Source organism: Arthrobacter sp. TMN-49, from assembly GCF_054511095.1.
Genome location: NZ_JBTNDH010000014.1, coordinates 37,367 through 58,201 on the forward strand (window position 1 = coordinate 37,367; position 20,835 = coordinate 58,201).

19 protein-coding genes and 1 pseudogene are annotated in these 20,835 nt (G+C 61.1%); 11 read left to right on the forward strand and 9 right to left on the reverse strand.

Translation table 11 applies throughout. The annotated features are described in order from the left end of the window. Positions 1-30 precede the first annotated feature (30 nt). A pseudogene (locus ACX80E_RS08295) lies at positions 31-165 on the reverse strand (amino acid ABC transporter ATP-binding protein); the annotation flags it as partial. A gap of 131 nt (positions 166-296) precedes the next feature. Here ACX80E_RS08295 and ACX80E_RS08300 point away from each other — a divergent pair. From ACX80E_RS08300 to ACX80E_RS08315, 4 genes are all read left to right on the forward strand, one after another. Continuing rightward, positions 297-926, forward strand: a complete 630-nt coding sequence (locus ACX80E_RS08300) for a TetR/AcrR family transcriptional regulator (protein WP_459301455.1) — start codon at positions 297-299, stop codon at positions 924-926. Continuing rightward, positions 923-2,602: an MDR family MFS transporter gene (locus tag ACX80E_RS08305; RefSeq protein WP_459301456.1), complete on the forward strand. Its 1,680-nt coding sequence runs from the start codon at positions 923-925 to the stop codon at positions 2,600-2,602. Before ACX80E_RS08300 ends, ACX80E_RS08305 begins: the two co-directional genes overlap by 4 nt. A 132-nt stretch (positions 2,603-2,734) precedes the next feature. Beyond that, entirely contained in the window at positions 2,735-3,808 is a 1,074-nt protein-coding gene (locus tag ACX80E_RS08310; RefSeq protein WP_459301457.1) for a lipid II:glycine glycyltransferase FemX, read from the forward strand. A 408-nt stretch (positions 3,809-4,216) separates the two neighbouring features. Beyond that, entirely contained in the window at positions 4,217-5,644 is a 1,428-nt protein-coding gene (locus ACX80E_RS08315) for a threonine/serine exporter family protein (protein WP_459301510.1), read from the forward strand. Between the two features lie 16 nt (positions 5,645-5,660). On the opposite strand, the gene ACX80E_RS08320 is transcribed toward ACX80E_RS08315, so the two are convergent. Next, positions 5,661-6,515, reverse strand: a complete 855-nt coding sequence (locus ACX80E_RS08320) for a siderophore-interacting protein (RefSeq protein ID WP_459301458.1) — start codon at positions 6,513-6,515, stop codon at positions 5,661-5,663. Positions 6,516-6,590: 75 nt separating this feature from the next. Beyond that, positions 6,591-7,349: a uracil-DNA glycosylase gene (locus ACX80E_RS08325; RefSeq protein ID WP_459301459.1), complete on the reverse strand. Its 759-nt coding sequence runs from the start codon at positions 7,347-7,349 to the stop codon at positions 6,591-6,593. 234 nt (positions 7,350-7,583) lie between these two features. Here ACX80E_RS08325 and ACX80E_RS08330 point away from each other — a divergent pair, with 234 nt between their 5' ends. After that, positions 7,584-7,838: a DUF3263 domain-containing protein gene (locus tag ACX80E_RS08330; RefSeq protein WP_459301511.1), complete on the forward strand. Its 255-nt coding sequence runs from the start codon at positions 7,584-7,586 to the stop codon at positions 7,836-7,838. Positions 7,839-7,943: 105 nt separating this feature from the next. On the opposite strand, the gene ACX80E_RS08335 is transcribed toward ACX80E_RS08330, so the two are convergent. Continuing rightward, entirely contained in the window at positions 7,944-8,228 is a 285-nt protein-coding gene (locus ACX80E_RS08335) for a hypothetical protein (RefSeq protein WP_459301460.1), read from the reverse strand. Between ACX80E_RS08335 and ACX80E_RS08340 the strand changes: the two genes are divergently transcribed. After that, entirely contained in the window at positions 8,218-8,493 is a 276-nt protein-coding gene (locus ACX80E_RS08340) for a LytR C-terminal domain-containing protein (RefSeq protein ID WP_459301461.1), read from the forward strand. The two genes, ACX80E_RS08335 and ACX80E_RS08340, sit on opposite strands and share 11 nt — an antisense overlap. A gap of 176 nt (positions 8,494-8,669) precedes the next feature. Here ACX80E_RS08340 and ACX80E_RS08345 read toward each other — a convergent pair whose 3' ends face one another. After that, the gene (locus ACX80E_RS08345) at positions 8,670-9,206 is read right to left on the reverse strand and encodes a TM2 domain-containing protein (RefSeq protein ID WP_459301462.1); all 537 of its coding nucleotides are present in this window, start codon (positions 9,204-9,206) and stop codon (positions 8,670-8,672) included. 450 nt (positions 9,207-9,656) lie between these two features. On the opposite strand from ACX80E_RS08345, the gene groL reads away from it, so the two are divergent. Together groL and ACX80E_RS08355 are read left to right on the forward strand one after the other, a co-directional pair. After that, positions 9,657-11,285: a chaperonin GroEL gene (groL, locus tag ACX80E_RS08350; RefSeq protein WP_459301463.1), complete on the forward strand. Its 1,629-nt coding sequence runs from the start codon at positions 9,657-9,659 to the stop codon at positions 11,283-11,285. 178 nt (positions 11,286-11,463) lie between these two features. Continuing rightward, positions 11,464-12,429 (forward strand): RNase H family protein, encoded by a 966-nt coding sequence (locus ACX80E_RS08355; protein WP_459301464.1) that lies wholly within the window; start codon positions 11,464-11,466, stop codon positions 12,427-12,429. Here ACX80E_RS08355 and ACX80E_RS08360 read toward each other — a convergent pair. The 4 genes from ACX80E_RS08360 to ACX80E_RS08375 form a co-directional block, all read right to left on the reverse strand. Next, on the reverse strand, positions 12,426-14,321 hold the full coding sequence (locus tag ACX80E_RS08360; RefSeq protein ID WP_459301465.1) for an HNH endonuclease: 1,896 nt from the start codon (positions 14,319-14,321) through the stop codon (positions 12,426-12,428). The genes ACX80E_RS08355 and ACX80E_RS08360 overlap by 4 nt on opposite strands. Positions 14,322-14,560: 239 nt before the next feature. Then, the gene (locus ACX80E_RS08365) at positions 14,561-14,854 is read right to left on the reverse strand and encodes a WXG100 family type VII secretion target (protein ID WP_459301466.1); all 294 of its coding nucleotides are present in this window, start codon (positions 14,852-14,854) and stop codon (positions 14,561-14,563) included. A gap of 162 nt (positions 14,855-15,016) precedes the next feature. After that, a complete protein-coding gene (locus tag ACX80E_RS08370) occupies positions 15,017-16,573 on the reverse strand; it encodes a sensor histidine kinase (protein WP_459301467.1) in 1,557 nt (518 codons plus the stop codon). A 16-nt stretch (positions 16,574-16,589) separates the two neighbouring features. Next, positions 16,590-17,300, reverse strand: coding sequence for a response regulator transcription factor (locus tag ACX80E_RS08375; RefSeq protein ID WP_459301512.1), 711 nt, complete (start codon positions 17,298-17,300; stop codon positions 16,590-16,592). 266 nt (positions 17,301-17,566) lie between these two features. Between ACX80E_RS08375 and ACX80E_RS08380 the strand changes: the two genes are divergently transcribed. The 3 genes from ACX80E_RS08380 to ACX80E_RS08390 all read left to right on the forward strand — a co-directional run bounded on the left by ACX80E_RS08380 (position 17,567) and on the right by ACX80E_RS08390 (position 20,793). Continuing rightward, the gene (locus ACX80E_RS08380) at positions 17,567-17,878 is read left to right on the forward strand and encodes an ArsR/SmtB family transcription factor (protein ID WP_459301468.1); all 312 of its coding nucleotides are present in this window, start codon (positions 17,567-17,569) and stop codon (positions 17,876-17,878) included. 106 nt (positions 17,879-17,984) lie between these two features. Beyond that, a complete protein-coding gene (locus ACX80E_RS08385) occupies positions 17,985-19,160 on the forward strand; it encodes an MFS transporter (RefSeq protein WP_459301469.1) in 1,176 nt (391 codons plus the stop codon). 313 nt (positions 19,161-19,473) lie between these two features. Beyond that, the gene (locus ACX80E_RS08390) at positions 19,474-20,793 is read left to right on the forward strand and encodes an SdrD B-like domain-containing protein (RefSeq protein ID WP_459301470.1); all 1,320 of its coding nucleotides are present in this window, start codon (positions 19,474-19,476) and stop codon (positions 20,791-20,793) included. Positions 20,794-20,835 lie beyond the last annotated feature (42 nt).

Genomic DNA, 20,835 nt, shown 5'->3' on the forward strand with positions numbered 1-20,835 from the left:
CCGTCGAACCGGGTCAGGATAGGCCAGAGCCTAGAGCACCTTGTTGCGGAAGTCCCTGACACACGGGCTGGCATTGTCGTCAACAAACACGACCCGATCGGCCACCCTGCGGGCAAAACCCATCTCATGCGTGACCACGATCATCGTCATGCCGACCATTTCCAGGGCTGTGAGGTTGTGGAACAGGTTAAGGCGGAGGCGGAACGCGGGCTAAGCCTCGCCACTGTGAGTCAAAACATGCACAGATGTAAACTTTGCACTTGTGCAATATATGCGCAGGTGCATATTCTTAGAGTATGGAAAAAAACACTGTGCCGTTGCGTGAGCGCAATCGTCTTGAGACGTGGGCGTTGATCCATGACAAGGCATCGCTCATGGCCTGCCAAGACGGTCTGACCAAGACCACCGTGGAAGCCATCGCCGATGCTGCGGGTGTTTCCAAGCGCACGTTCTTCAACTATTTCGCCTCCAAGGAAGACGCCATTCTTGGCATCCAGGCCCCCACGCTGTCCGAGGAGACCATTGCGGCCTTCCGTGAGGGTGGGGATCAGGATTTGTTTGGCCGAACGGTGCACCTGATGGCCACGGTGATTCGCTCCATGTTCCCCGAAGCCTCGCTGAGTGAGCGCCGCAAACAGCTCAAGGCCGAGTACCCGGAGCTGGGGAAACGCATTTTTGCCCACATGCGGGTCTCGGAGGAACTGGTGGAAGCTGCCTTGTTGGAGAGGTACCAGGACGGCCTGCCGGAGAATTCGTGGTCCGGACTGCCGCCCGGGCGTGACTCGGCACTGGCCTTGTTGATGATGGCCGGAACCGTAATCAGGTTCGCCTTCTCCAAGGACCCCGGCGCCACCACCAACGCACAAAGCCCGGCCATTGGTGAGGCCATTGAAACCTTCAGAGAGACCATCAAGGCAACCCTATGAGTTCCAAGAAACCACTTTCCACCACCCAGGCAGCCGCTCACGCCGCCGCTCCAGCAGCCGCCGAGCCCGGTGATCCACATGCGCAGCGCAGGATAGTGTTGCTCTTTGCCGGCCTGATGGTCACCATGTTGCTGGCCTCCCTGAACCAGACAGTGCTCTCCAGCGCTTTGCCCACCATTGTTGGTGAGCTCTCCGGCGTCGAACATATGGCATGGATCATTACGGCCTTCATTCTGGCCTCCACCATCATGATGCCCGTCTACGGCAAGCTGGGCGACCTGTTGGGCCGCAAGCCCATGCTGCTGTTCGCGATTTCCATCTTCATGGTGGGCTCGGTGATTGGTGCGCTGGCTCCGGACATGACCACCTTGATTGTGGCCCGCGTGGTCCAAGGTCTGGGTGGGGGTGGCTTGATGATCCTCTCCCAGGCCACCATTGCCGACGTTGTCCCGGCCCGCGAACGCGGCAAATACATGGGCATCATGGGCGGCGTCTTCGCGTTCTCCTCCGTGGCCGGACCGCTCATCGGTGGCGGGCTCACAGAGGGACCCGGCTGGCGCTGGACGTTCTGGATGAACGTTCCGCTGGCCGTGTTGGCCATTCTTGCCACGGTCTTCCTGCTTCATGTGCCGCGCAAGGTCCACGCAAGCCGCCCCAAGATTGATTACCCGGGCATGATGCTCATTGCCCTGACCACCACGGCAATTGTGCTGGTGGGCACCTGGGGTGGCTCGCAGTACGACTGGAATTCCCCGGAAATCATCGGCCTGGCCATCGCGGCAGTTGTCACGGGCGTGCTCTTTGTCATCGTGGAACTACGCGTTTCCGAGCCCGTGATGCCCATGAGCTTGTTCAAGAACCGCAACTTCAACCTGACCACCATCGCCGGGTTGCTCACAGGTGTCGCCATGTTCGGGGCCATCGGCTACATGCCCACCTACCTGCAAATGGCCACCGGTTACTCGGCCACCGAAGCCGGGCTGCTGATGATCCCCATGATGGCCTGCCTCCTGGTTGTCTCAGTGGTTGTTGGGCGCCGCGTCTCCAACTCAGGCCGGTACAAGATCTCGCCCATTGTTGGCTCGCTCATCCTGGCCGTTGCGCTGGCGTTGATGGCCACCATCACCGTGGGCACCCCCATCTATGTAATCTGCATCTACCTGGGCATCATGGGTATTGGCCTGGGTGCCAGCATGCAGATCCTGACGCTTGTGGCGCAAAACTCGTTCCCGCTGAAGCTTGTGGGCACGGCAACTGCCGGGCAGAACTACTTCCGCCAGGTCGGTGCCACCCTGGGCTCGGCCGTGGTTGGTTCAGTTTTCGCCACCCGGCTCCACGAACTGGTTGCGGAGAAACTCCCGGTCGGTACCGGCGGTGGCGGGGCCAACTCGTTCACTCCGCACCTGGTCAACAGCCTGCCGCCGCAGATCAAGGTGCTGGTGATTGAGTCCTACAACGAGGCCCTGATCCCGGTTTTCCTGTGGATGGTGCCGCTGGCCGTGCTCGCGGCATTTGTGCTGTGCTTTGTGAAGGAAGTCCCTTTGGAAACCAAGGCTGACCGCGAGATTGTGGTGGACATCAGCGCCGGGACGATGGCCGATTTTGAGGCCGATGTGAAGCACGACGCCGTTCCTTCCGGCGCGGCGTCGGCGGAGGCTTCCGCGCGGCGCAAGTAAGCACCGCCGCTGCGCAGACATCGCTAACCACTGGGTGCGGGGCGCGCAGCTGTGGGTGCTGTGAATGGGTTGTGAGATTCTTCCCCGCTAGACTAAATACAGCAAACACCTGCCAACGTAATTGAGGGACACTTGCCAGAATTCACCGCCCGCTTTGCCACCGCCGCCGAGATTGCACAGTGGGATTCGCTGGTCACAGCGAACCCCAACGGTGGTAATTTACTGCAGTCGCAAGCGTTTGCCGCTGTCAAGAAGAACTACGGCTGGGACACCCAATTCATAGCCTTTGAAGGGCCCGGCTACACCAGCTACAACCTGGTGCTGCAAAAGTCGTTCCCCCTTCTGGGCAAGCTCTGGTACCTCATCAAGGGACCCGATGTGCCTGACGTTTCCGCGATCCCGCCCATGCTGGATGCCTTGCGAGCGTTTGTGAAACGCGCCAAGCTGAACGTCTTCGCCGCCAAAATCGAGCCCGACGTGATTGCCTCGGAACAGGCTCACGCAGTTCTCAGCGGCGCGGGTCTGGTGAAGGTCGCGAATCTGCAACCCAATGACAGCACAGCCTTGTTGGATATCTCCCCGGAACCCAATGAACTGCTGCGCAAGCTGCATTCACGCGGCCGAAACGCTGTCCGCCGGGCCATCCGTGAAGAGGTCCAGGTGGTGCCCATGGAACCCACCGAAGCGACCATGCGCACCATGTACGAGCTCATGGTGGGCACCATCACGGCCAAATCCAACAGCCAGGCCCGTGACTTTGACTACTACAAGCAGTTCTGGAGCGAATTCTGTCAGCGCGGCCAGGGCCGTTTCTACTTCGTGTTTGAAGACGGCGTTGCCTCGGTGGGGGCTTTCGTGATCAACTACGGCACCAAGGCCACCTACAAGGATGGTGGCTCGCTGCAAAAACGCACCCAGTACGGTGACTCGCATCTGGTCCAGTGGGTGGCCATCAATGACATGAAGAAATTGGGTGCCGTGCAGTACGATTTCTGCGGCACACCGCCGTCGGACAGGCTCAAGGACCCCACCCACCCGCACCACGGCCTGGGTTTGTTCAAGACCAGCTTTTCCAAGACTGTCACCGATTTCGTAGGTTGCTATGACCTGGTACTCAGCCCGTTGCGATATAAATTATGGTCAGTGGCCGGTGAAAGAGTGTTCAGGCAGCTCTACACCCGCCGCACCGGAAAACAGTTCTACTAAATCGTCTTTATGACCTCACAGCGGGGGCGGAACCTGCCGCTGGGAGGGCCACGGCCATAGGGAGTAAGCATGACCACCAATCCCAACAGCCGGGACCAGGACAAGGCTGACAGGGCTCAGCCTGAGAATGCGCCGGCCGAGAAAGCTCCGCCGGTAAAAGCTCCGACCGCGAAAGTTCTGCCGGTCCGGGCGCCGGCCGAGAGAATTCCGCCGGTACGGGCGCCGGCCGAGAAAATTCCGCCGGTCAATGCGCCGGCCAGGAGAGCTCTGCCGGTACAAGCGCCTGCCGAGAAGGCTCCGCCGGTAAATGCTCCGGGCAGGAGAGTTCTGCCGATAAAAGTGCCGGCCAGAAGCTCCAAAAGCGTTCAGGCACCCAGGGGCAGCAGCGGCCCGGCACCGACGGCGGGCATGATCCCTGTCGTGTCGCCCGCACGGCCCAACAAGGCCGCGCGAACTGTGCTGCGCAAGCTGGTGCAGGGTGAATCTCCGCCCACGGCCCCCATGAACATTGTTGACAGGCTGGCGGGCACCCCGTACGCCAATTTCACCATCCAGGTGGGCAAGGCGGAGGAGTCAGCCCGCAAGACCATTGACTTTGCCTTGCGCCTGGCCGAGACCATGTTCAGGTACGGCGCAGGCGCTCTCGAGGTGGAAACCAGCATCATCGCCGTTACGGCGGCACTTGGTTTGCGCAACATTGAGGTCGACATCACCAACCAGTCGGTCATCATCAACTACGCCACGCGCGATGCCGTGCCCATCACGCTGCTGCGCGTGGTGCGGTCCTGGACCAATAACTACGCGGGCCTGGTTGAGGTTCACGCACTGGTCACTGAGATTGCCAGCGGGGGAGTCACCCGAGACGAGGCCCACAGGCGCCTGGACGTCATCATCAAAAAGCCCAAGCCTTTCCCGCGCTGGATGGTTTCGATGGCCGAGGCAGTGTTTGCCGCGGCGGTTGTTGGGGTCATTGGGGGCACGGGCTTTGGCATGCTGGTGTCGTTTGTGACCATTCTGCTGGCCAGCCAGGTTGCCCGGGTCTTGGGCAGGTGGCGTGTGCCGGACTTCTTCGTCACAGCCATCAGCTCCTTCATTGTCACCATGGTGGCTGTGGTGTGTTTCATGATGCACGTGCCACTCAGCCCGTCAGTGGTGGTGGCAGGCGGGATCTTGCTCATGCTGCCCTCGGGCAGGCTGGTCTCGGCCGTGCAGGATGCGATCAACGGCTTCCCCGTAACCGCCTCCGGCCGGTTCCTTTCGGCCTTTTTGACGTTTGGCGCCATAGTTGCAGGCATTGCCGTGGCCCTGGTGATCAGCACCGCATTTGGCGCCGACAGGCTCAACGTTGCCGAGACCCTCACCGGGGCCGTACCCCTGTATGGGGCGCTGGGGCTGGTGGCAGTGGCCACCATCGCCATCTGCATTGCCGAGCAAACAACTGTCAAGCTGCTGCTACCCACCATGGCTGTTGCCGTGATCGGTTACCTTGTCTACTACTACGGCATCGAGTTTGGCCTGGGCGCGCGTTTTTCCCCGGCCGTGGCCGCCGTGATTGTTGGCATGCTGGCGCGCGTTATTGCCCTGAGGTTGGGGGCGCCGCAGCTGGTGGTTGCCGTCCCGTCCATCATTTTCTTGCTGGTGGGTCTTTCCATCTTCCGGGCAATGATCGTCATGACACTCACCCCGGAGGACTCGGTGACAGGGGCGGTGGGCATCTTTAACGCCCTGGTGATCATCCTTGCCGTTGCCGCGGGCGTGGTGCTGGGCGACAACGCCGCCCGACCCTTCACCCGAAGCAACGGCCAAAAGGACCGACGACGAAACCGTCGCCGCTGATCGTTGAGCGCGGCAGTTACACGATTTTGCCGATGGGCTGCTTCTTCTCGGCCTGGAAGTAGTCCTCGGTGCGGCCGTAGGCCCAGTACCCCGAAAGGGACACCTGTGAGCGTTCCAGGCCGCGCTGCTTGAACAGCAGGTCGCGCAGTGCCTTCATGTATTCGCGTTCACCGTGCACAAAGGCGTCAACAGTGCCGGCCGGCCATGGGCCGGCGACCACAGCGTCCAACAGTGCTGTGCAGCGATCGGGGGTGGCGCCTTCGCGGAAAACCCAGGTGAGGTCAACGCCGTCGGGCTTGGTGACCGGCTGGATGTCGGCGGCCGTATCCACCTCAACGTAGGCGTGACCGTGCGCATGTGCCGGCAGGGAAGCCATCGCTGCGGCAATGGCCGGCAAGGCCGACTCGTCACCGGCGAAGAGGTACCAGTCGGCGTCGGCGTTGGGCTTGTAGGCGCCGCCGGGGCCGGAGAAGATGATCCGGTCCCCGGGCACTGCGGCATTCGCCCAGGGCCCTGCCACACCGGAATCGCCGTGGATGACAAAGTCGATCGCCACTTCCTGGGCGGCCAGATCGACCCAACGCAGCGTGTAGGTGCGTGTCACGGGCCAGTGTTCCCGCGGCATGGACTCGCGCAGCGCAAAGACGTCCACGGGTTCGGCGTAGTCAACCCCGGGCGCCAGAAAATGAATCTTCACGTACATGTCGGTGGCGTCCTTGGCCGTGAAATCGGCCAGCCCCGGGCCGCCGGCAACAATCCGCACCATGTGCGGGCTGAGCTGTTCGCGCCGGAGCACCCGCAAGGTGAACTGGGCGCGCGGTTTGACGGCCGGGGCCACGACTGTGGCGGCTGAGGCGGGCGCTGATGTCACAATAATCTCCTCGTTGCGGGCGCAGACCCGCAGGGGTGGGGCTAAAAATTCCCTAGTTAGGTTCTCCTAACTAGTCTAGGTCACCGGCAGCGCCCAGTCGATTGAGTTGGCCCCCTGGGCAATCAACAGCTCATTGACGCGGCTAAACGGTTTGGAGCCGAAGAAGCCCCTGGATGCTGACAAGGGGCTGGGGTGGGCCGACTCGATCACGGCTGTGCCGGCCAGCAGGGGCGCCGCGCGCTGGGCGTCGTTGCCCCACAACACGCTGACCAGTGGCCGCTTCCGGGCCGCCAATGCCGTGATGATGGCTTCAGTCACTTCCTCCCAACCACGACGCCGGTGCGAGCCTGCCGCCCCCGGGGCCACGGTAAGTACCCGGTTGAGCAGGAGGACGCCCTGGCTGGCCCAGGCGCTCAGGTCCCCGTGGAAGGCCGCAGGAATCCCCAGATCGGCAGCCAATTCCTTGTAGATGTTGTTCAAGCTGCGCGGCAGTGGCCGTGTTCTCTTATCCACTGAGAACGCCAGACCCACCGAATGCCCGGGCGTGGGGTACGGGTCTTGGCCAACGATCAGGACCTTGACCTCGGCCATGGGTGTGCCCAAGGCGCGCAAAACCAAAGTGGGATGAGGCAGGAAGCGGGTTCCGGCGTCGTACTCCTTGGCCAACATGGCCCCCAACGCGCGCAGCGTGGCGTCTTGGGGCGCCAGTGCGGCGGCCCAATCGGGAGCCATTTGGCTTAGCGGTGCCGTTTGCAGGGTGTCCAAGGCCTGCAATTGCTGCTGGTCCCACGGTGCCGGTGCCGGCAGGTCAAAGAGGCTCGGTGTGCTGTCCATAGTCTCCATTGTGAGCCATGGTGGGCAATCGCCTCTTGAGTGCACAGGAGCGCCCGGCGGGGGAGTTTTTCACAGTTTTCCAAATGACAGGGCTGTCATTGGCCCCTATTATGGACAGAGCAGAGCATGGATCATGCTTGAGAACGCAAGAAAAGGAAACGGAGGGCTGTTGTGGTCGAAGCAGGCCAGCACGGGCAGCCCCCCGCCGAAGACGCCGCAGCGCCCCGGAACGGCGTGGGCGAGCACGCGCTCACCGAACGTGAAGAACAAATGCTGGGCCTGGAACGGCAGTGGTGGAAGTACGCCGGTGCCAAGGAACAGGCCATTCGCGACATGTTTGAGCTTTCAGCAACCCACTACTATCAGGTGCTCAACGCGCTGATCGACACGGAGGCTGCGTTGGCGCATGACCCGATGCTGGTCAAACGGTTGCGTAGACTACGGTTGTCACGCCAACAGGCCCGATCCGCACGTCGGCTCGGCAATTGACGCGCCCGTCCACCACGAATACCCACAAGGACACCACTGCACTATGAGCAATTACCCGCGGGATGAATTCGACGCGATCGATGAGAAATCGGCGCGCCACGGCGTTCACCGCACGTCCATGGAATTCCAGAGGCGTTCGCTGATGCCCTTGATGATTTTTGGTGTGGTGGCGTTGTGCATAGGGTTGTTGGCGTTTTTCATCATGCCCAAGATGCTCAACAACACCACGCCGAACCAGCCCGCAGTGGTCAAGAGCAGCAGCGCGCCGGCAACCACGGCGCCCACTTCGGCCACTTCGGCCCCCACCACCAAGGCGCCCACCAAAGCGCCCGTGCCATCGCCGTCGCCCACCCCAAAGCCGACCCCAAAGCCTGACTCCGTGGTTGACAAGAGTGTTCCGGTGGCGATTTTCAACTCTGCAGGTGTTTCCGGTCTGGCCAGCAGGTATTCCGGCCTGGTCGTAGCCGAGGGCTGGACGGTGTCGCAGTCGGCCAACTGGGCTGGGCAGCCGCAGGCGACGTCAGTCATTTTCTACAGTGGCATTGAGCAAAAAGCCAACGCCGAATCCTTGTCAAAGGCCCTGAACATTCCCGGCATGGTGGATACCGCCGAGCTGGGCATCCCGTTGGCCGTGGTGCTGGGGCCCGGCGCCTAGCCAACAAGCTCCCCGGGCTCGTTGCTCAACTAACGACACGCAAGACAGCAACAAAAACAGTTATGGCGAGCAAACCTAAGTGGTTTGCTCGCCATAACTATCTGCTCAGCGCCAGCAGGTGGCGCCGCATACTATTGCCGGAGCCTGTTGCGCCCAGGCCTTCCGGGTGGGAAGGACTAGTCTTTCAGGGGAATGCCCTTGGCGTCGGTACGGTAGCCTTCATTGCCGACCAAGATCAGGATGCCTTCGACCAAGCCCCAAATTCCCATAAACGGGGCCAAAAAGCCGAGACTCAAGACGGAAACCAGGAGCTGAATCAAGGCAATCTTGGTCTTGCCCAAGTAGAAGTTGTGGATACCCAAGGATCCGAGCAGGATGCCCAAGATGCCGGCAACAATCTTGGACTTCTGCTCGGTGCCGTAAGCCATGCCATAGGCAGGCTGCTGGCCGTAGCCCTGCTGCATGCCCGGCTGCGGGTAGCCCGCCTGAACGTTCTGCTGATCGTAACCCTGCTGAGCGCCGGGCTGCGGGTATGTCGGTGCGCCGGGCTGCGGGTATGTTGGCGCCTGTGCGGCTTGCGGGTAGGTAGGGGCCTCGGGCTGCTGCTCGATCGGGGCTTCGGGTGTCTGATAGGTGGGCGTGGCGGGCTTGTCATAGCCGGCGGGAACGTTAGTCGGGGTTCCGGGTTGTTCGGGCTTTGAATTTTCACTCATGATGTCTCCTGGTGCTAGTGCTGCGGCGTTAGGCCCTGCCGGGAGGCGGTAGATGACCCCTGCGGATGCGCGAATCGGAATACTTACAGGCTCCACGCTAGTCTGTTGCCGCCGAGGCTGGAAGAGCCGCCCGTGTGTGGTGGCGATTGTGTCGCTTTTTTGTCGGGCCGGATTGCCCGCGGGTAAGCACCCGTTCCCGTTCGCCCGAAGCACAGAGGGCATGCTCCGCTTGCACTCTGGGGTGCCGAGTGCTAATTGTTGAGTTAGCACTCTGAGGTGGTGACTGCTAATTACTAGCTGTTAAGCCGCCGTCGGAGTAGTGAACTTTCCTCATTGGGTGAGGGTTCGCGGCCGCTGTAAAGAGATCAATGGCTGCGCGTCCGTCCGTCGCGGGCACCGTAATGAGAATTTTGTATCCGAAATGACTGTCCCGAAAGGACTGAAGCCTCCATGGCCAAGCTCATTGCATTTGATGAAGAGGCACGCCGCGGTCTTGAGCGTGGGTTGAACATCCTCGCCGACGCCGTCAAGGTCACCTTGGGCCCGCGCGGTCGCAACGTTGTTCTCGAGAAGAAGTGGGGCGCACCCACAATCACTAACGATGGTGTCTCCATCGCCAAGGAAATCGAACTTGACGATCCTTACGAGAAGATCGGCGCTGAGCTGGTCAAGGAAGTCGCCAAGAAGACTGATGATATTGCCGGTGACGGCACCACCACGGCAACCGTGTTGGCTCAGGCTCTGGTCAAGGAAGGCCTGCGCAACGTAGCTGCCGGCGCCGACCCGCTGTCCTTGAAGCGCGGCATCGAGAAGGCTGTTGCAGCCGTCATCGAGCAGCTGTTGGCTTCCGCCAAGGAAATCGAGACCAAGGAAGAGATCGCAGCAACTGCGTCCATCTCCGCCGGCGATCCCGAAATTGGCGCCCTCATTGCTGAGGCCCTGGACAAGGTTGGCAAGGAAGGTGTTATCACCGTCGAGGAGTCCAACACCTTCGGCCTGGAACTTGAACTCACCGAAGGCATGCGCTTCGACAAGGGTTACATTTCCGCTTACTTCGTGACCGACACCGAGCGTCAGGAAACGGTTCTTGAAGACCCGTACATCCTGATCGTGAACTCCAAGATCTCCAGCGTCAAGGATCTTGTGGCCGTTCTGGAAAAGGTCATGGCCTCCAACAAGCCGTTGCTGATCATCGCCGAAGACATTGAAGGCGAAGCTCTTGCCACGTTGATCGTGAACAAGATCCGCGGCCTGTTCAAGTCCGTTGCCGTCAAGGCTCCGGGCTTCGGCGACCGCCGCAAGGCTCAGCTCGCCGACATCGCCATCCTCACCGGTGGCCAGGTCATTGCTGAAGAAGTCGGTTTGAAGCTGGAAAACACCACCCTTGACCTGCTGGGTAAGGCTCGCAAGGTTGTTGTCACCAAGGACGAGACAACCATTGTTGATGGTGCCGGCGACGCCGAAGCCATTGCTGGCCGTGTTGCTCAGATCCGTGCCGAGATCGAAAACTCCGATTCGGACTACGACCGCGAGAAGCTGCAGGAACGTCTGGCCAAGCTGGCCGGCGGCGTTGCAGTCATCAAGGCCGGTGCCGCAACCGAAGTTGAGCTCAAGGAACGCAAGCACCGCATCGAAGACGCAGTGCGTAACGCAAAGGCTGCTGTTGAAGAGGGCATCGTCCCCGGCGGTGGCGTTGCCCTGATCCAGGCCGGCGTCAAGGCTTTCGCGGGCTTGAAGCTGACCGGCGACGAGGCAACTGGCGCCAACATCGTCAAGGTCGCCATCGATGCACCGTTGAAGCAGATTGCCTTCAACGCAGGCATGGAGCCCGGCGTAGTTGTTGACAAGGTTCGCGGCCTGCCCGTTGGCCACGGCCTGAACGCTGCAACCGGCGTTTACGAAGACCTGCTGGCTGCCGGAGTCAACGACCCGGTAAAGGTGACCCGTTCCGCACTGCAGAACGCGGCTTCCATTGCTGGCTTGTTCCTCACCACCGAAGCTGTTGTAGCCGACAAGCCCGAAAAGGCTGCACCGGCTGGCGGCGGCGGAGACGACATGGGCGGCATGGGCGGTTTCTAACCCCACCGTAGTCTTCTAACAAAAGGCGCCATTGCCCCGCGGGCAGTAAGATTTCGCGAAAAGCATGCGAAATCCATCCCCGCTACAGGCAATGGCGCCTTTTGCTTGCCCAGATGGTGGCCAGAGCTGCCGCCCTTTTTGGCAATTAGATGTCAGCGGAGTCTGAAAGTATGGAGTTATGACAATTGTTGCTGCAGCCGATGGTTCGGCTTTAGGAAATCCGGGGCCTGCTGGCTGGGCTTGGTACGTGGACGATGACTGCTGGCGGGCCGGTGGCTGGCCCCACGGCACCAACAATATGGGTGAGCTCATGGCAGTCCTTGACCTGTTCGTTTCAACAGCCCATATGCCAGAGGAGCCGCTGCATATTCTGTGCGACAGCCAGTACGTCATCAACTCGGTGACCAAATGGATGCCGGGATGGAAGCGCAAAGGCTGGAAGAAATCAGATGGCAAGCCGGTGCTGAACCTTGAATTGCTCAGGGAGATTGACGCGGCGCTGGTGGGACGCAAATACACTTTCGAATGGGTCAAGGGCCATGCCGGTCACGACCTGAACGAGGCGGCCGATGACCGGGCCCGCGCCGCCGCCACCGCATATCAAGCCAAGCGTGCGCCGAACGCTGGCCCAGGATTTCCCGGCGCCAAGGCGACCGCCAACGCCACCGACGACGACGTGACGCCTGCTGCGCCGCTTCGGGGCACTGTCGCAGCGCCCGAGCCCGAGCAACTTGACCTCTTTGATGCCTGGGCTGACGAAACCGCTCAGGATGTGCCCGATCCCGCGTACACCCCGGCAGCTGATGCTGGGCTGGAACAAATAGTGAGCTTCGAAAAGGAATTGCTTGACCCTGTGGTTCGGGCCGACGCTACCCGCTTAGGACTATTGCTTCATCCTGATTTCGAGGAGATCGGCGCATCCGGAACAGTGTGGAGCCGCGATGAGACGATTACCTCCATGCGTAGTGACCTTCCCTCGGTAACATCGCTTCAGGTGCTGGCGTTGGCCGCGGTGGGTGCTGATGCGGCGTTGCTGAGCTACAGGAGCAGCGATCAGCGCGGCAGTGTGTTGCGCAGTTCCCTGTGGCAGCGCGAGGACGGGCAGTGGCGTTTGCGGTTCCACCAAGGCACCCCGGAAAGCTAGAACGGGGCCTCAATGTCACCCTGCGTCTGCACATAAACTCGTCCCGTGGGGGTGGTGGTCTTTGTGACTCCCGGGCCCATGTTCTCCACAGTCCAGCCGGTGTTCGGGTCATCCTTGGCGTGGTGGCAATACGGGCAGCGAGGCCGCAGGTTCTCTAGGCTGGTTTCGCCCTTGGGCAATAGAGTGCCATCTGCCCGGTAACTTGGCCTGTTATATGGCGTGGTGTGGTCCAGTTCGCAGGATCGGGCAGGCCGGTCGCAACCTATTCCGGTGCAGACAGGGTCCCGTAGCCGCACCTCCCTTGCCATGGACTTAGGTGCTTTGCGGGACTTGCGCCCAATACTGACAATGCCGCCGGTTTCGGGGTCGGTGAGGAATTTTCGCCAGAAGATGGCCGTGGCTGCTAGCTCCTGTGCTTGGCGAGGTGGGATGGGGCCGTACCCTGCCAAAATGGCGGGGTCGGTGGAGTGGCCCTGTAGTGTTTGGCCGGAGACGCTCACGTTGAGCACCGTTGGTATGCGGTTCCTAAAGAATGGTCTGTCCGGCGTGCCAACGTTGCTGCCGCTGTTCTGGATGACGTGGCCTTCGACGTGGCCGCAATTTTCGGACCCCGGGAGGTGGAAAAGTGCTTCGTGGAGGAGGTCCATGAGGGCGTCGGCGCGGTACTCGTTAAGCGACCGGGCGGGCCGCCCGGTGGGGGTGGTGCCATGGCTGTCCTCGCCGCAACTTTTTGCGTTCCGGGCCCAGTCGTCGATTGAATTGAAGAAGAGTGTGGCTTCCACTGCTGGTAGGCGGGCTGCCAGATACGCCATGCCGTCGTCTAGTGGGGTCAGCCAAACGTCGCGCTCCGTCCTTGCCCGTTCGTGCCGTGCTTGGAGGGGTTCCGGATTGTGTTTTTCCGCTGCCGCCCTGACTTTGCGAAGCAGTGCGTTGGGGTTGGCATTCATGGCGAACCGCAGGAACTGTGGTTCAATTTCGTGCAGCAGTTCCGGGGGAGTGTTGTGCGTTCCTTGCACAATGGCCCTGACTCGGCGCATGTCCAACGACCCGTCGTCGAACTGTTCAAAGGTATCCGGCAAGTATTTCGTCAGCAGCTCCGCCTCGCAAATGAGGCGTTCGGCAGCGCCAACGCCGATGGCGAAGAGGGCCATGAGCTCAGCTGCTGCGTAGCGAGACCTGTCCGGGTGATTGACGGGTGGTTCCTCTCCGAGAACCGGAGGGCGGCGGGTGGAAAACTCGGCGATTGCTACAGCCTGCCGTGCCATGGCCCACGACGATTGACGTTCAGTGGCCTGAATGTAGCTCAGGAGATCGTCATCACCGAGAGTGCATGGATCGATTTTAGCCAGGGCGTCCGCGCCGCGTAGGGGTGTCCATGGCCGGTAGTCAGCTTGTTCCCGGGCGGTCATCACCGGAAGTAGCCGCTCGACTCGCCTGACTCCGCCGTAAACCTTGATCTGGATCGGTTCGGGCAAGGTCAATGGCTCAGCCGCCCGCAAGACACTCATTCTCTGCGTCCGCTCGACTGCGGCGGAAACCGGAGGGTAGTTGGCGGTGACGGCACCCTCGGGGGTGTGCTCGTCGAGCTGCTGGTGCGCTTCGGCGGCAAGCTGGTCAAAGAGTGCTGACTCGTCGGAATCGGAGTCGTCATCGGAGCGGCGAAGTGAGGCTTCGTCGTCCGACTGAGCTAGCAGTTCCGCCCAGGAGGGGAGTGCGGACTGACCGGCCATGCTCGGTTCACCGGATTCAGGGTCGATGGAGAAGGGATCTTCTGGTTGATCGGCGGATGCGTGGAGATGCTCCTCGAATGCTGCGTCGAGGTTTTGTCCGTGAATTGACGGTCCGGAAAGGTTGGATTCCTCTGAAGATCCGGGCCAATTCGAGATGCCCATATCGTAATTATATCTCAGAAAGAACTTAGTTTCCATAGTTATATCAGAGAAACCTTCTAATGGTTGGGCTCACGCGTCCGCGGGTTCCTTGGCTGGGTGGGGTGGTGTTTGGAGGCGTGGTTGGGCCCACGCGTCCGGGGGTTCCTTGGCTGGGTGGGGTGGTGTTTGGAGGCGTGGTTGGGCCCACGCGTCCGGGGGTTCCCTGGCCGAGCGAAGCGAGGTTAGGGAGGACGTGGGGACTAGCGCATAGTAAACATTCGAGTGTTGGCGTCTTCGGCCTGGGCGTATTGGGTGGCTGCCATGGAGAGGGCGGCGTTGATGCTTTCCAACGAGGCCTCCACCTTGAGTTCGGTGGCGTGCCATTCTTGGAGCAGCAACTGAAAGTTATTGGCGGCCGTTCCTGTCCAGGTGGCCTGCAGATCCAGAAGGTTGCGCTTCATGGCATCAACTTCCATGCGAATCCTGTCCACTGAGCCCCTGACCGCCGTGCTCTTAACCGCGAGGTCGTCGCTATTGACGTTGAACTGTGCCATGACTGTTGCCTTCTCTGGGAGGTAAAGCTGCCCGATGATCCCTGACAGTTCCCAGATTAGAAGCCGGCAACCGGCCGCGATAGGGGCGCCACGGCAACTGTGGGCAATCCGGAGACTAGCTCCGCCTGTGGATGACTACGACCACCGGCAGGCACCTGCCAGCTATCGTTCCGGCAACTGCGTGGGAGGCGAACCAGCGGCCGGGGGCAAGGCGTCATCGGCTGCCAGCTCGACGTCGTCGAACGCGGCCTCAGCCTCGACTTCAGGGTTGGCGAAGGGCAGCTCTATCACCAGGGTTGCGCCACCATCGGGGGTCTGCTCCAGCCGCACAGTGCCGGCATGGGATGCCACAATGGCTGACACGATTGCCAGGCCAAGGCCGCTGCCGCCGGTGTTCCTGTCGCGGGAGGAATCGGCGCGGTAGAAGCGCTCGAAGACGCGGGGGGCCTCGTCGTCGGAGATGCCGGGGCCGTGGTCACGAACCTTGATGACGGAGAACCTCTGAGCGCCGTCGTCGCGTGTGCCCACCATGATCTCCACGGGGGAGCCCTCGGGGGTGTACCGCAGCGCATTGCCCATGAGGTTGGCCACCACTTGGCGCAGTTTGGCCTCATCACCGGTGGTGGGTGCCGGAGTGCCGGGGCCACCGTCGAGCCCGACCACGGCAAAGGTCCGCTCACGCGCTGCGGCCCGGGCGTCGAGCACGGCGTCATGGCCGATGATCAGCAGGTCAACAGGTTTGCGCTGCAGGGGCCTTTGCTCATCGATCCGGGCCAGCATGAGCAGGTCCTCGACCAGCTCACCCATGCGTTTAGCTTCGCTTTCAATCCGGCCCATGGCCGTGCCCACGTCGTCGGGAGTTTGCAGGGCACCATGACGGTAAAGCTCGGAGAATCCGCGGATGGTGACAAGCGGGGTGCGCAGCTCGTGGGAGGCGTCGGCCACGAAGCGCCGCATGCGCGTCTCGGACGCCGTGCGGGCGGCAAAAGCATGCTCAATATGGGCCAGCATGGTGTTCAGGGAGCCTGACAGCCGGCCAACTTCCGTGGCGGGATTCTCAATTTCCACGCGCCGGGACAGGTCACCGGTGGCAATGGCTGCAGCAGTCTTCTCCACCCGGCTCAACGGTCTGAAGGATCTGGTGACAGTCCAGTAGGCAATCATGGTGCCCAAGGTGATGGTCAGGATGGCAACGCCGGCAATCACCACGGCCAGCCGCTCCATGGTGATGTTCAGGCTCTCGTAGGGCAGGCCCACCACCACGTATCCATTGTGAATGTCCTTGACTCCGCTCGGGTCAGTGAGCTCGAAGCGTTGCGGTGCAATGACGGTGATCCGCCAGGGCGCACCGCTGTCACTGCTGGGTACGGTGAACGTCTTGCCGTTCATCGCCTTGGCCTGCTCCATGGTGTACTCGGGGTAGTCGGGCTTGTCCTTGCCCGACCGGTTTTGGTCGGCCAGGCTGCCGTTGTAGAAGTGGAAGCCAACATAGTAGTCAAAGCTAAATGGCGTTTTTCCAGCGTTCTTGGAGTCGACTGTGCCGTTCTCAATAATGGATTTTTGAAACGTTGTCAGCTGCGTGTCCATCTGGTCTTCCAGAAAGGAGTGCAGCAAGAGGAATGTGGTGGCTCCCAGCGCCAACAAGGACACACTCAACAGGGCACTGATGATGGCCACCAGCTGTGAGCGCAGGGAGGCGTTCTTCCACAACGTAATCAATGTTTTGGCGGGGGCGCTAGCGCTTGTCGGCCGTCCGCAGCACGTAGCCCACGCCGCGCTTGGTCTGGATTAGGGCGGGCAGCGAGGCGTCGGTGTCCACCTTGCGGCGCAGGTAAGAGATGTAAGACTCCACAATGGAGGCATCGCCGTTAAAGTCGTATTCCCAGACATGGTCAAGGATCTGGGCCTTGGACAGCACCCGGTTCGGGTTGAGCATCAAGTAGCGCAGCAGCTTGAACTCGGTGGGGGAGAGCTCCACCGTCTTGCCGGCGCGGCGCACCTCGTGGGCGTCGTCGTCGAGCTCCAGATCGGCAACACGCAAAACCGCGTCGTCGTCCTCCGCGGGCTGGGTGCGGCGCAGTACGGCACGGATGCGGGCCACCACCTCATCGAGGCTGAACGGCTTGGTGACGTAGTCATCCCCGCCAACCGTCAGGCCAGTGACCTTATCCTCGGTGTCGTCCCGGGCCGTGAGAAACAGGACGGGGAAATGCCGTCCGGCAGCCCGCAGGCGGCGCGTCACGGTGAATCCGTCCATGTCTGGAAGCATCACGTCCAGCACGGCAAGGTCGGGGTTGTGCTCCTCAGCAGCAGCAAGGGCCTCGCGGCCATTTGCTGCCGCGATCACCTCAAACCCGGCGAAACGCAGGGAGGTGGAGAGGAGTTCACGAATATTGGGCTCGTCGTCAACAACGAGCAACTTGGCTTCAGGTCCGGTCTTCTTCACCATTACAGTCTCCGACTATTGGCTGGGAATACGCTGGATATTCCTTGGGTAAGTACTGTCAGCTTACGCCCAGTCAGCTCCCAGCTCTAGTCTCGATTCTTCACGTTGTGTGGTTTCTGCCGGGTTCGACGCCGGTGCGGTGAAAGCCAGGTGCGGGGTCACCAAGGGGTGGTACTTTGACATGAGTCTACAAATCTATGAATATAGATTCATAGGATGTTGCGGGGCGGACGTGCCGCGGCCGATGAAGGTGGAAGGGATCTGCCATGGAGCCGGAACTGGTCTACAAGGCGCTGGCGAATGCGACGAGACGGCAGGTTCTTCGGTGGCTCAAGAATCCCGGCGAGCACTTCGACGAGCGCGAGTATCAGCGAAGGGGCCTTGAGTTCTCTTCCGGCGTGTGTGTCAGTGACATTGGAGCCAAGACTGGCCTGGCCCAGTCTGTCGTTTCGAGCTACCTGCAGGGCATGCAGCGGGCCGGACTCCTGGAATCGGAACGGATTGGCAAGTGGACGTACTACCGTCGCAACGAAAAGGCCATCCGAGAATTTGTCGACTTTGTGAGCGAAGAACTCTAAGCGCCTGCGGCAACGAAAAGTGTGGCAATTTAGCCAAACGCATCTACATTATTAGATTTAACGAATTGAAAACAGGTTGCTGCATTCCGGCAGCGGAAAGGCACGAATGAAGAGCAGCAGTTCGCCATTAATTGCCGTGTTGGCACTGGGCGTGTTTGGCATCATCACCACCGAAATAGGGATCGTGGGCGTCCTTCCCCTAGTGGGTGAACGGTTTGGCGTCTCGACGGCGGACGCGGGGTGGTTGGTCAGCGTCTTCGCCCTGGTGGTGGCTGTTTGTGGGCCGTTCACCATTTTGTTGACCTCCGGCATGAACCGCAAGTGGGTGCTGCTGGGGTCCATTGCCGTCTTCGCCGTGGCCAACCTTGTGTACGCGTTCGCCACTGATTTTGGCTGGATGCTGGCCTTCCGCGTCATCCCTGCCATTGTCCATCCGGTGTTCTTCGCCGTAGCCCTCACAACCGCCGCGCGAATGGTTCCAGCTCAAGAGGCAGGCAAGGCTGCCACGAGGATCTTTGCCGGCGTCACGGTGGGATTCGCTCTGGGTGTTCCCTTGACGGCGTACTTGGGATCGCGGTTTTCCTTAGAAGCCGCGTTTCTCTTCGGCAGCCTGGTGAATCTTGGGGCCTTTGTGGGGATCTGGAAATGGCTACCCTCAATGCCCGCCGAGCGGCGCATCTCTTATAGCGGCCAACTGGGCATTCTGCGCAGGCCCTTGCTCTGGCTGAATCTGGGTTCCATTGTCCTGATTTTTGCGGCCATGTTCTCCACCTACAGCTACTTTGCCGACTATCTGGGCCAGGTGGCGAAGATGGACGGGACGTGGGTGAGTGCACTGCTTGTGGCTTTTGGGGTTGTCATGATCTTGGGCAACTCAATCTTTGGTTTCTTGCTCCAGCGCCATGTGGTCCGCACAGTGGTGGCATTCCCGCTGGTCTATGTTGGCGCTTATGCCCTGGTATTCGCTGCAGGCCCGTACCAGATACCAATGGTTGCGGCGGTCCTGGTGTGGGGATTGGTCCACTCGGGCGGGCTGATTGTGAGCCAGCGGTGGGTTGGTCTCGATACTGCTGACGCCCCTGACTTTGGGAACAGCCTCTTCATCTCCTTTTCCAATCTTGGCATCACGGTGGGTGCGGCGCTGGGTGGCTGGTCCATCTCGACGGCGGGCATCCGCCAGCTGCCGTGGACGGGCGCCATTTTGGCGGGGTTGGCCCTGGCCGCCATCGCTGTGCGCGTGTTCCTGCTGCGCCGTGCGGAACTCAAGGTCCTGGTGGCATGAGGGGATGTTAGCTTTCGAGGAGTTGGTCAACAATCCCCTCTGACACCCGTCGGTGTTCCGCCATAGCGGCCCACTGATGAGTATCCACCGACTGCCGACGCGGCAGCCTTCGGGACAGTTTCACTGTTTCGTGGTCGGGTCAGGCAAATTCGGGAATTCCAGTCGTTCTTGGGCGCGGCGAGCACTGCCGTTGCATCCCTTTCCGAGAGACGCAGGAGGGCTTCGTCATCTAGACCGGAGCCGGGTCGCTTCTGCTACATTAGGCATGTTCTGACGGAATGTGCGAGGCCGCACGAGTCTAAATCCGTCACCGATGACTTTGGGGATCACATTGAGAAAATACCTGCCCGCCGTTGGAGTCGCCGCTATGGTGGCTGTCCTGGTCCTCGGAGGTACAACAGCCTCGCAAGCAGACATGGTCGACGGCGGTGGAGGCGGCTACGGTGCCTGGCAGCTTGCGGGTCAGGCCCCGGCCTACACGGGCTCTGTGCAACTGGGCTCCGGATTCCCGCAAACCACCTTCGCCGCATCGTCCCGGCTGGTCACCACCCAAACAGGTGCATCAACATACCTGCCGACCGGCAGTGCCCCTGGCCTGGTGTTTGGATCAAGCCAGGATCAGGGCTACATCAACCAGCGTCCGCTTCAAGACACTCCCACAGGACCTGGCACCACCACATATGCCTTTGATACGCCGACACCGGCCAGCGCATGGGGTTTTGTGCTGGGTGATATTGATGCTGACAAGGCCGTAGTCTCGGCCCTGGATGCCGCCGGCCAGCCAGTCCCCGTCGCTGATCTTGGGTTCCAGGGCGTTTTCAACTACTGCGATGCGCCTACACCGCGGTCTTGTACCGGAGACCTTGTCGACGGCGTGCGTCAATTTGATCTGCCGACCTGGGATTCTGCCACGGGCACGTTGCTGGGCAGCGGATTCGGAACCAACCAAGACACCTCCGGTGCCTCCGGTTGGTTCATGCCACGAGTACCACTCACCAGCCTGACCGTGACCTATACGAGAACCTCCGGGTTGCCGACCTACCAAACCTGGTTTGCAACAGTGGCCCATGACATTTCCGGATCAGTGTCCGGTTGCACCTTGCCGGGGGTTGCTGTGGACCTCAAGGATGCCGCCAACCAAGTTGTCGCTTCCACCATCACCGACTCGCTCGGGACCTATTCGTTCACCAACTTCCTGGCCATCGATTCCTATACGGTCTCGGCAACCGCCGCCGAAGGCTGCGAACTGGTGGGCGATGCGAACCAAACCGTTGACCTCAGCCAAGGCGACGTCACCGGCGTGAACTTTGAACAAGCCGCAATCCCCACGCCGACGGTTGACCCCACAGTGGACCCGACGATTGACCCGACAGTGGATCCGACGGTGGGCCCGACGGTTGATCCCACGGTTGATCCCACAGTGGACCCGACGGTTGACCCGACCGTTGACCCCACAGTTAACCCGACGGAAGCTCCGGCAGTCACCGCGTCGCGGCAAGCGGCGAATTCTGCCAAGGCGCTGGCTTCAACCGGATTTGCCGGAGCAAATTCGCCCCTGGTGGTGGGTGGCGCGCTGCTGCTCGGCTGTGGGGCTGCCGTAATGGCTACAACCCGGCGCCGGCACAAGCACTAACCTCGATAGTTCTCCAAAGCGGGCGAACCAACGGTCAGAAGA

What these genes read in the sequence shown, in the direction of transcription:
- ACX80E_RS08385 (WP_459301469.1), top strand. Translation starts at nt 17,985, where the DNA reads ATGAAGAGCAGCAGTTCGCCATTAATTGCCGTGTTGGCACTGGGCGTG.
- ACX80E_RS08300 (WP_459301455.1), top strand. Translation starts at nt 297, where the DNA reads ATGGAAAAAAACACTGTGCCGTTGCGTGAGCGCAATCGTCTTGAGACG.
- ACX80E_RS08325 (WP_459301459.1), bottom strand. Translation starts at nt 7,349, where the DNA reads ATGGACAGCACACCGAGCCTCTTTGACCTGCCGGCACCGGCACCGTGG.
- ACX80E_RS08355 (WP_459301464.1), top strand. Translation starts at nt 11,464, where the DNA reads ATGACAATTGTTGCTGCAGCCGATGGTTCGGCTTTAGGAAATCCGGGG.
- ACX80E_RS08345 (WP_459301462.1), bottom strand. Translation starts at nt 9,206, where the DNA reads ATGAGTGAAAATTCAAAGCCCGAACAACCCGGAACCCCGACTAACGTT.
- ACX80E_RS08360 (WP_459301465.1), bottom strand. Translation starts at nt 14,321, where the DNA reads ATGGGCATCTCGAATTGGCCCGGATCTTCAGAGGAATCCAACCTTTCC.
- ACX80E_RS08390 (WP_459301470.1), top strand. Translation starts at nt 19,474, where the DNA reads ATGACTTTGGGGATCACATTGAGAAAATACCTGCCCGCCGTTGGAGTC.
- ACX80E_RS08315 (WP_459301510.1), top strand. Translation starts at nt 4,217, where the DNA reads ATGATCCCTGTCGTGTCGCCCGCACGGCCCAACAAGGCCGCGCGAACT.
- groL (WP_459301463.1), top strand. Translation starts at nt 9,657, where the DNA reads ATGGCCAAGCTCATTGCATTTGATGAAGAGGCACGCCGCGGTCTTGAG.
- ACX80E_RS08380 (WP_459301468.1), top strand. Translation starts at nt 17,567, where the DNA reads ATGGAGCCGGAACTGGTCTACAAGGCGCTGGCGAATGCGACGAGACGG.
- ACX80E_RS08365 (WP_459301466.1), bottom strand. Translation starts at nt 14,854, where the DNA reads ATGGCACAGTTCAACGTCAATAGCGACGACCTCGCGGTTAAGAGCACG.
- ACX80E_RS08305 (WP_459301456.1), top strand. Translation starts at nt 923, where the DNA reads ATGAGTTCCAAGAAACCACTTTCCACCACCCAGGCAGCCGCTCACGCC.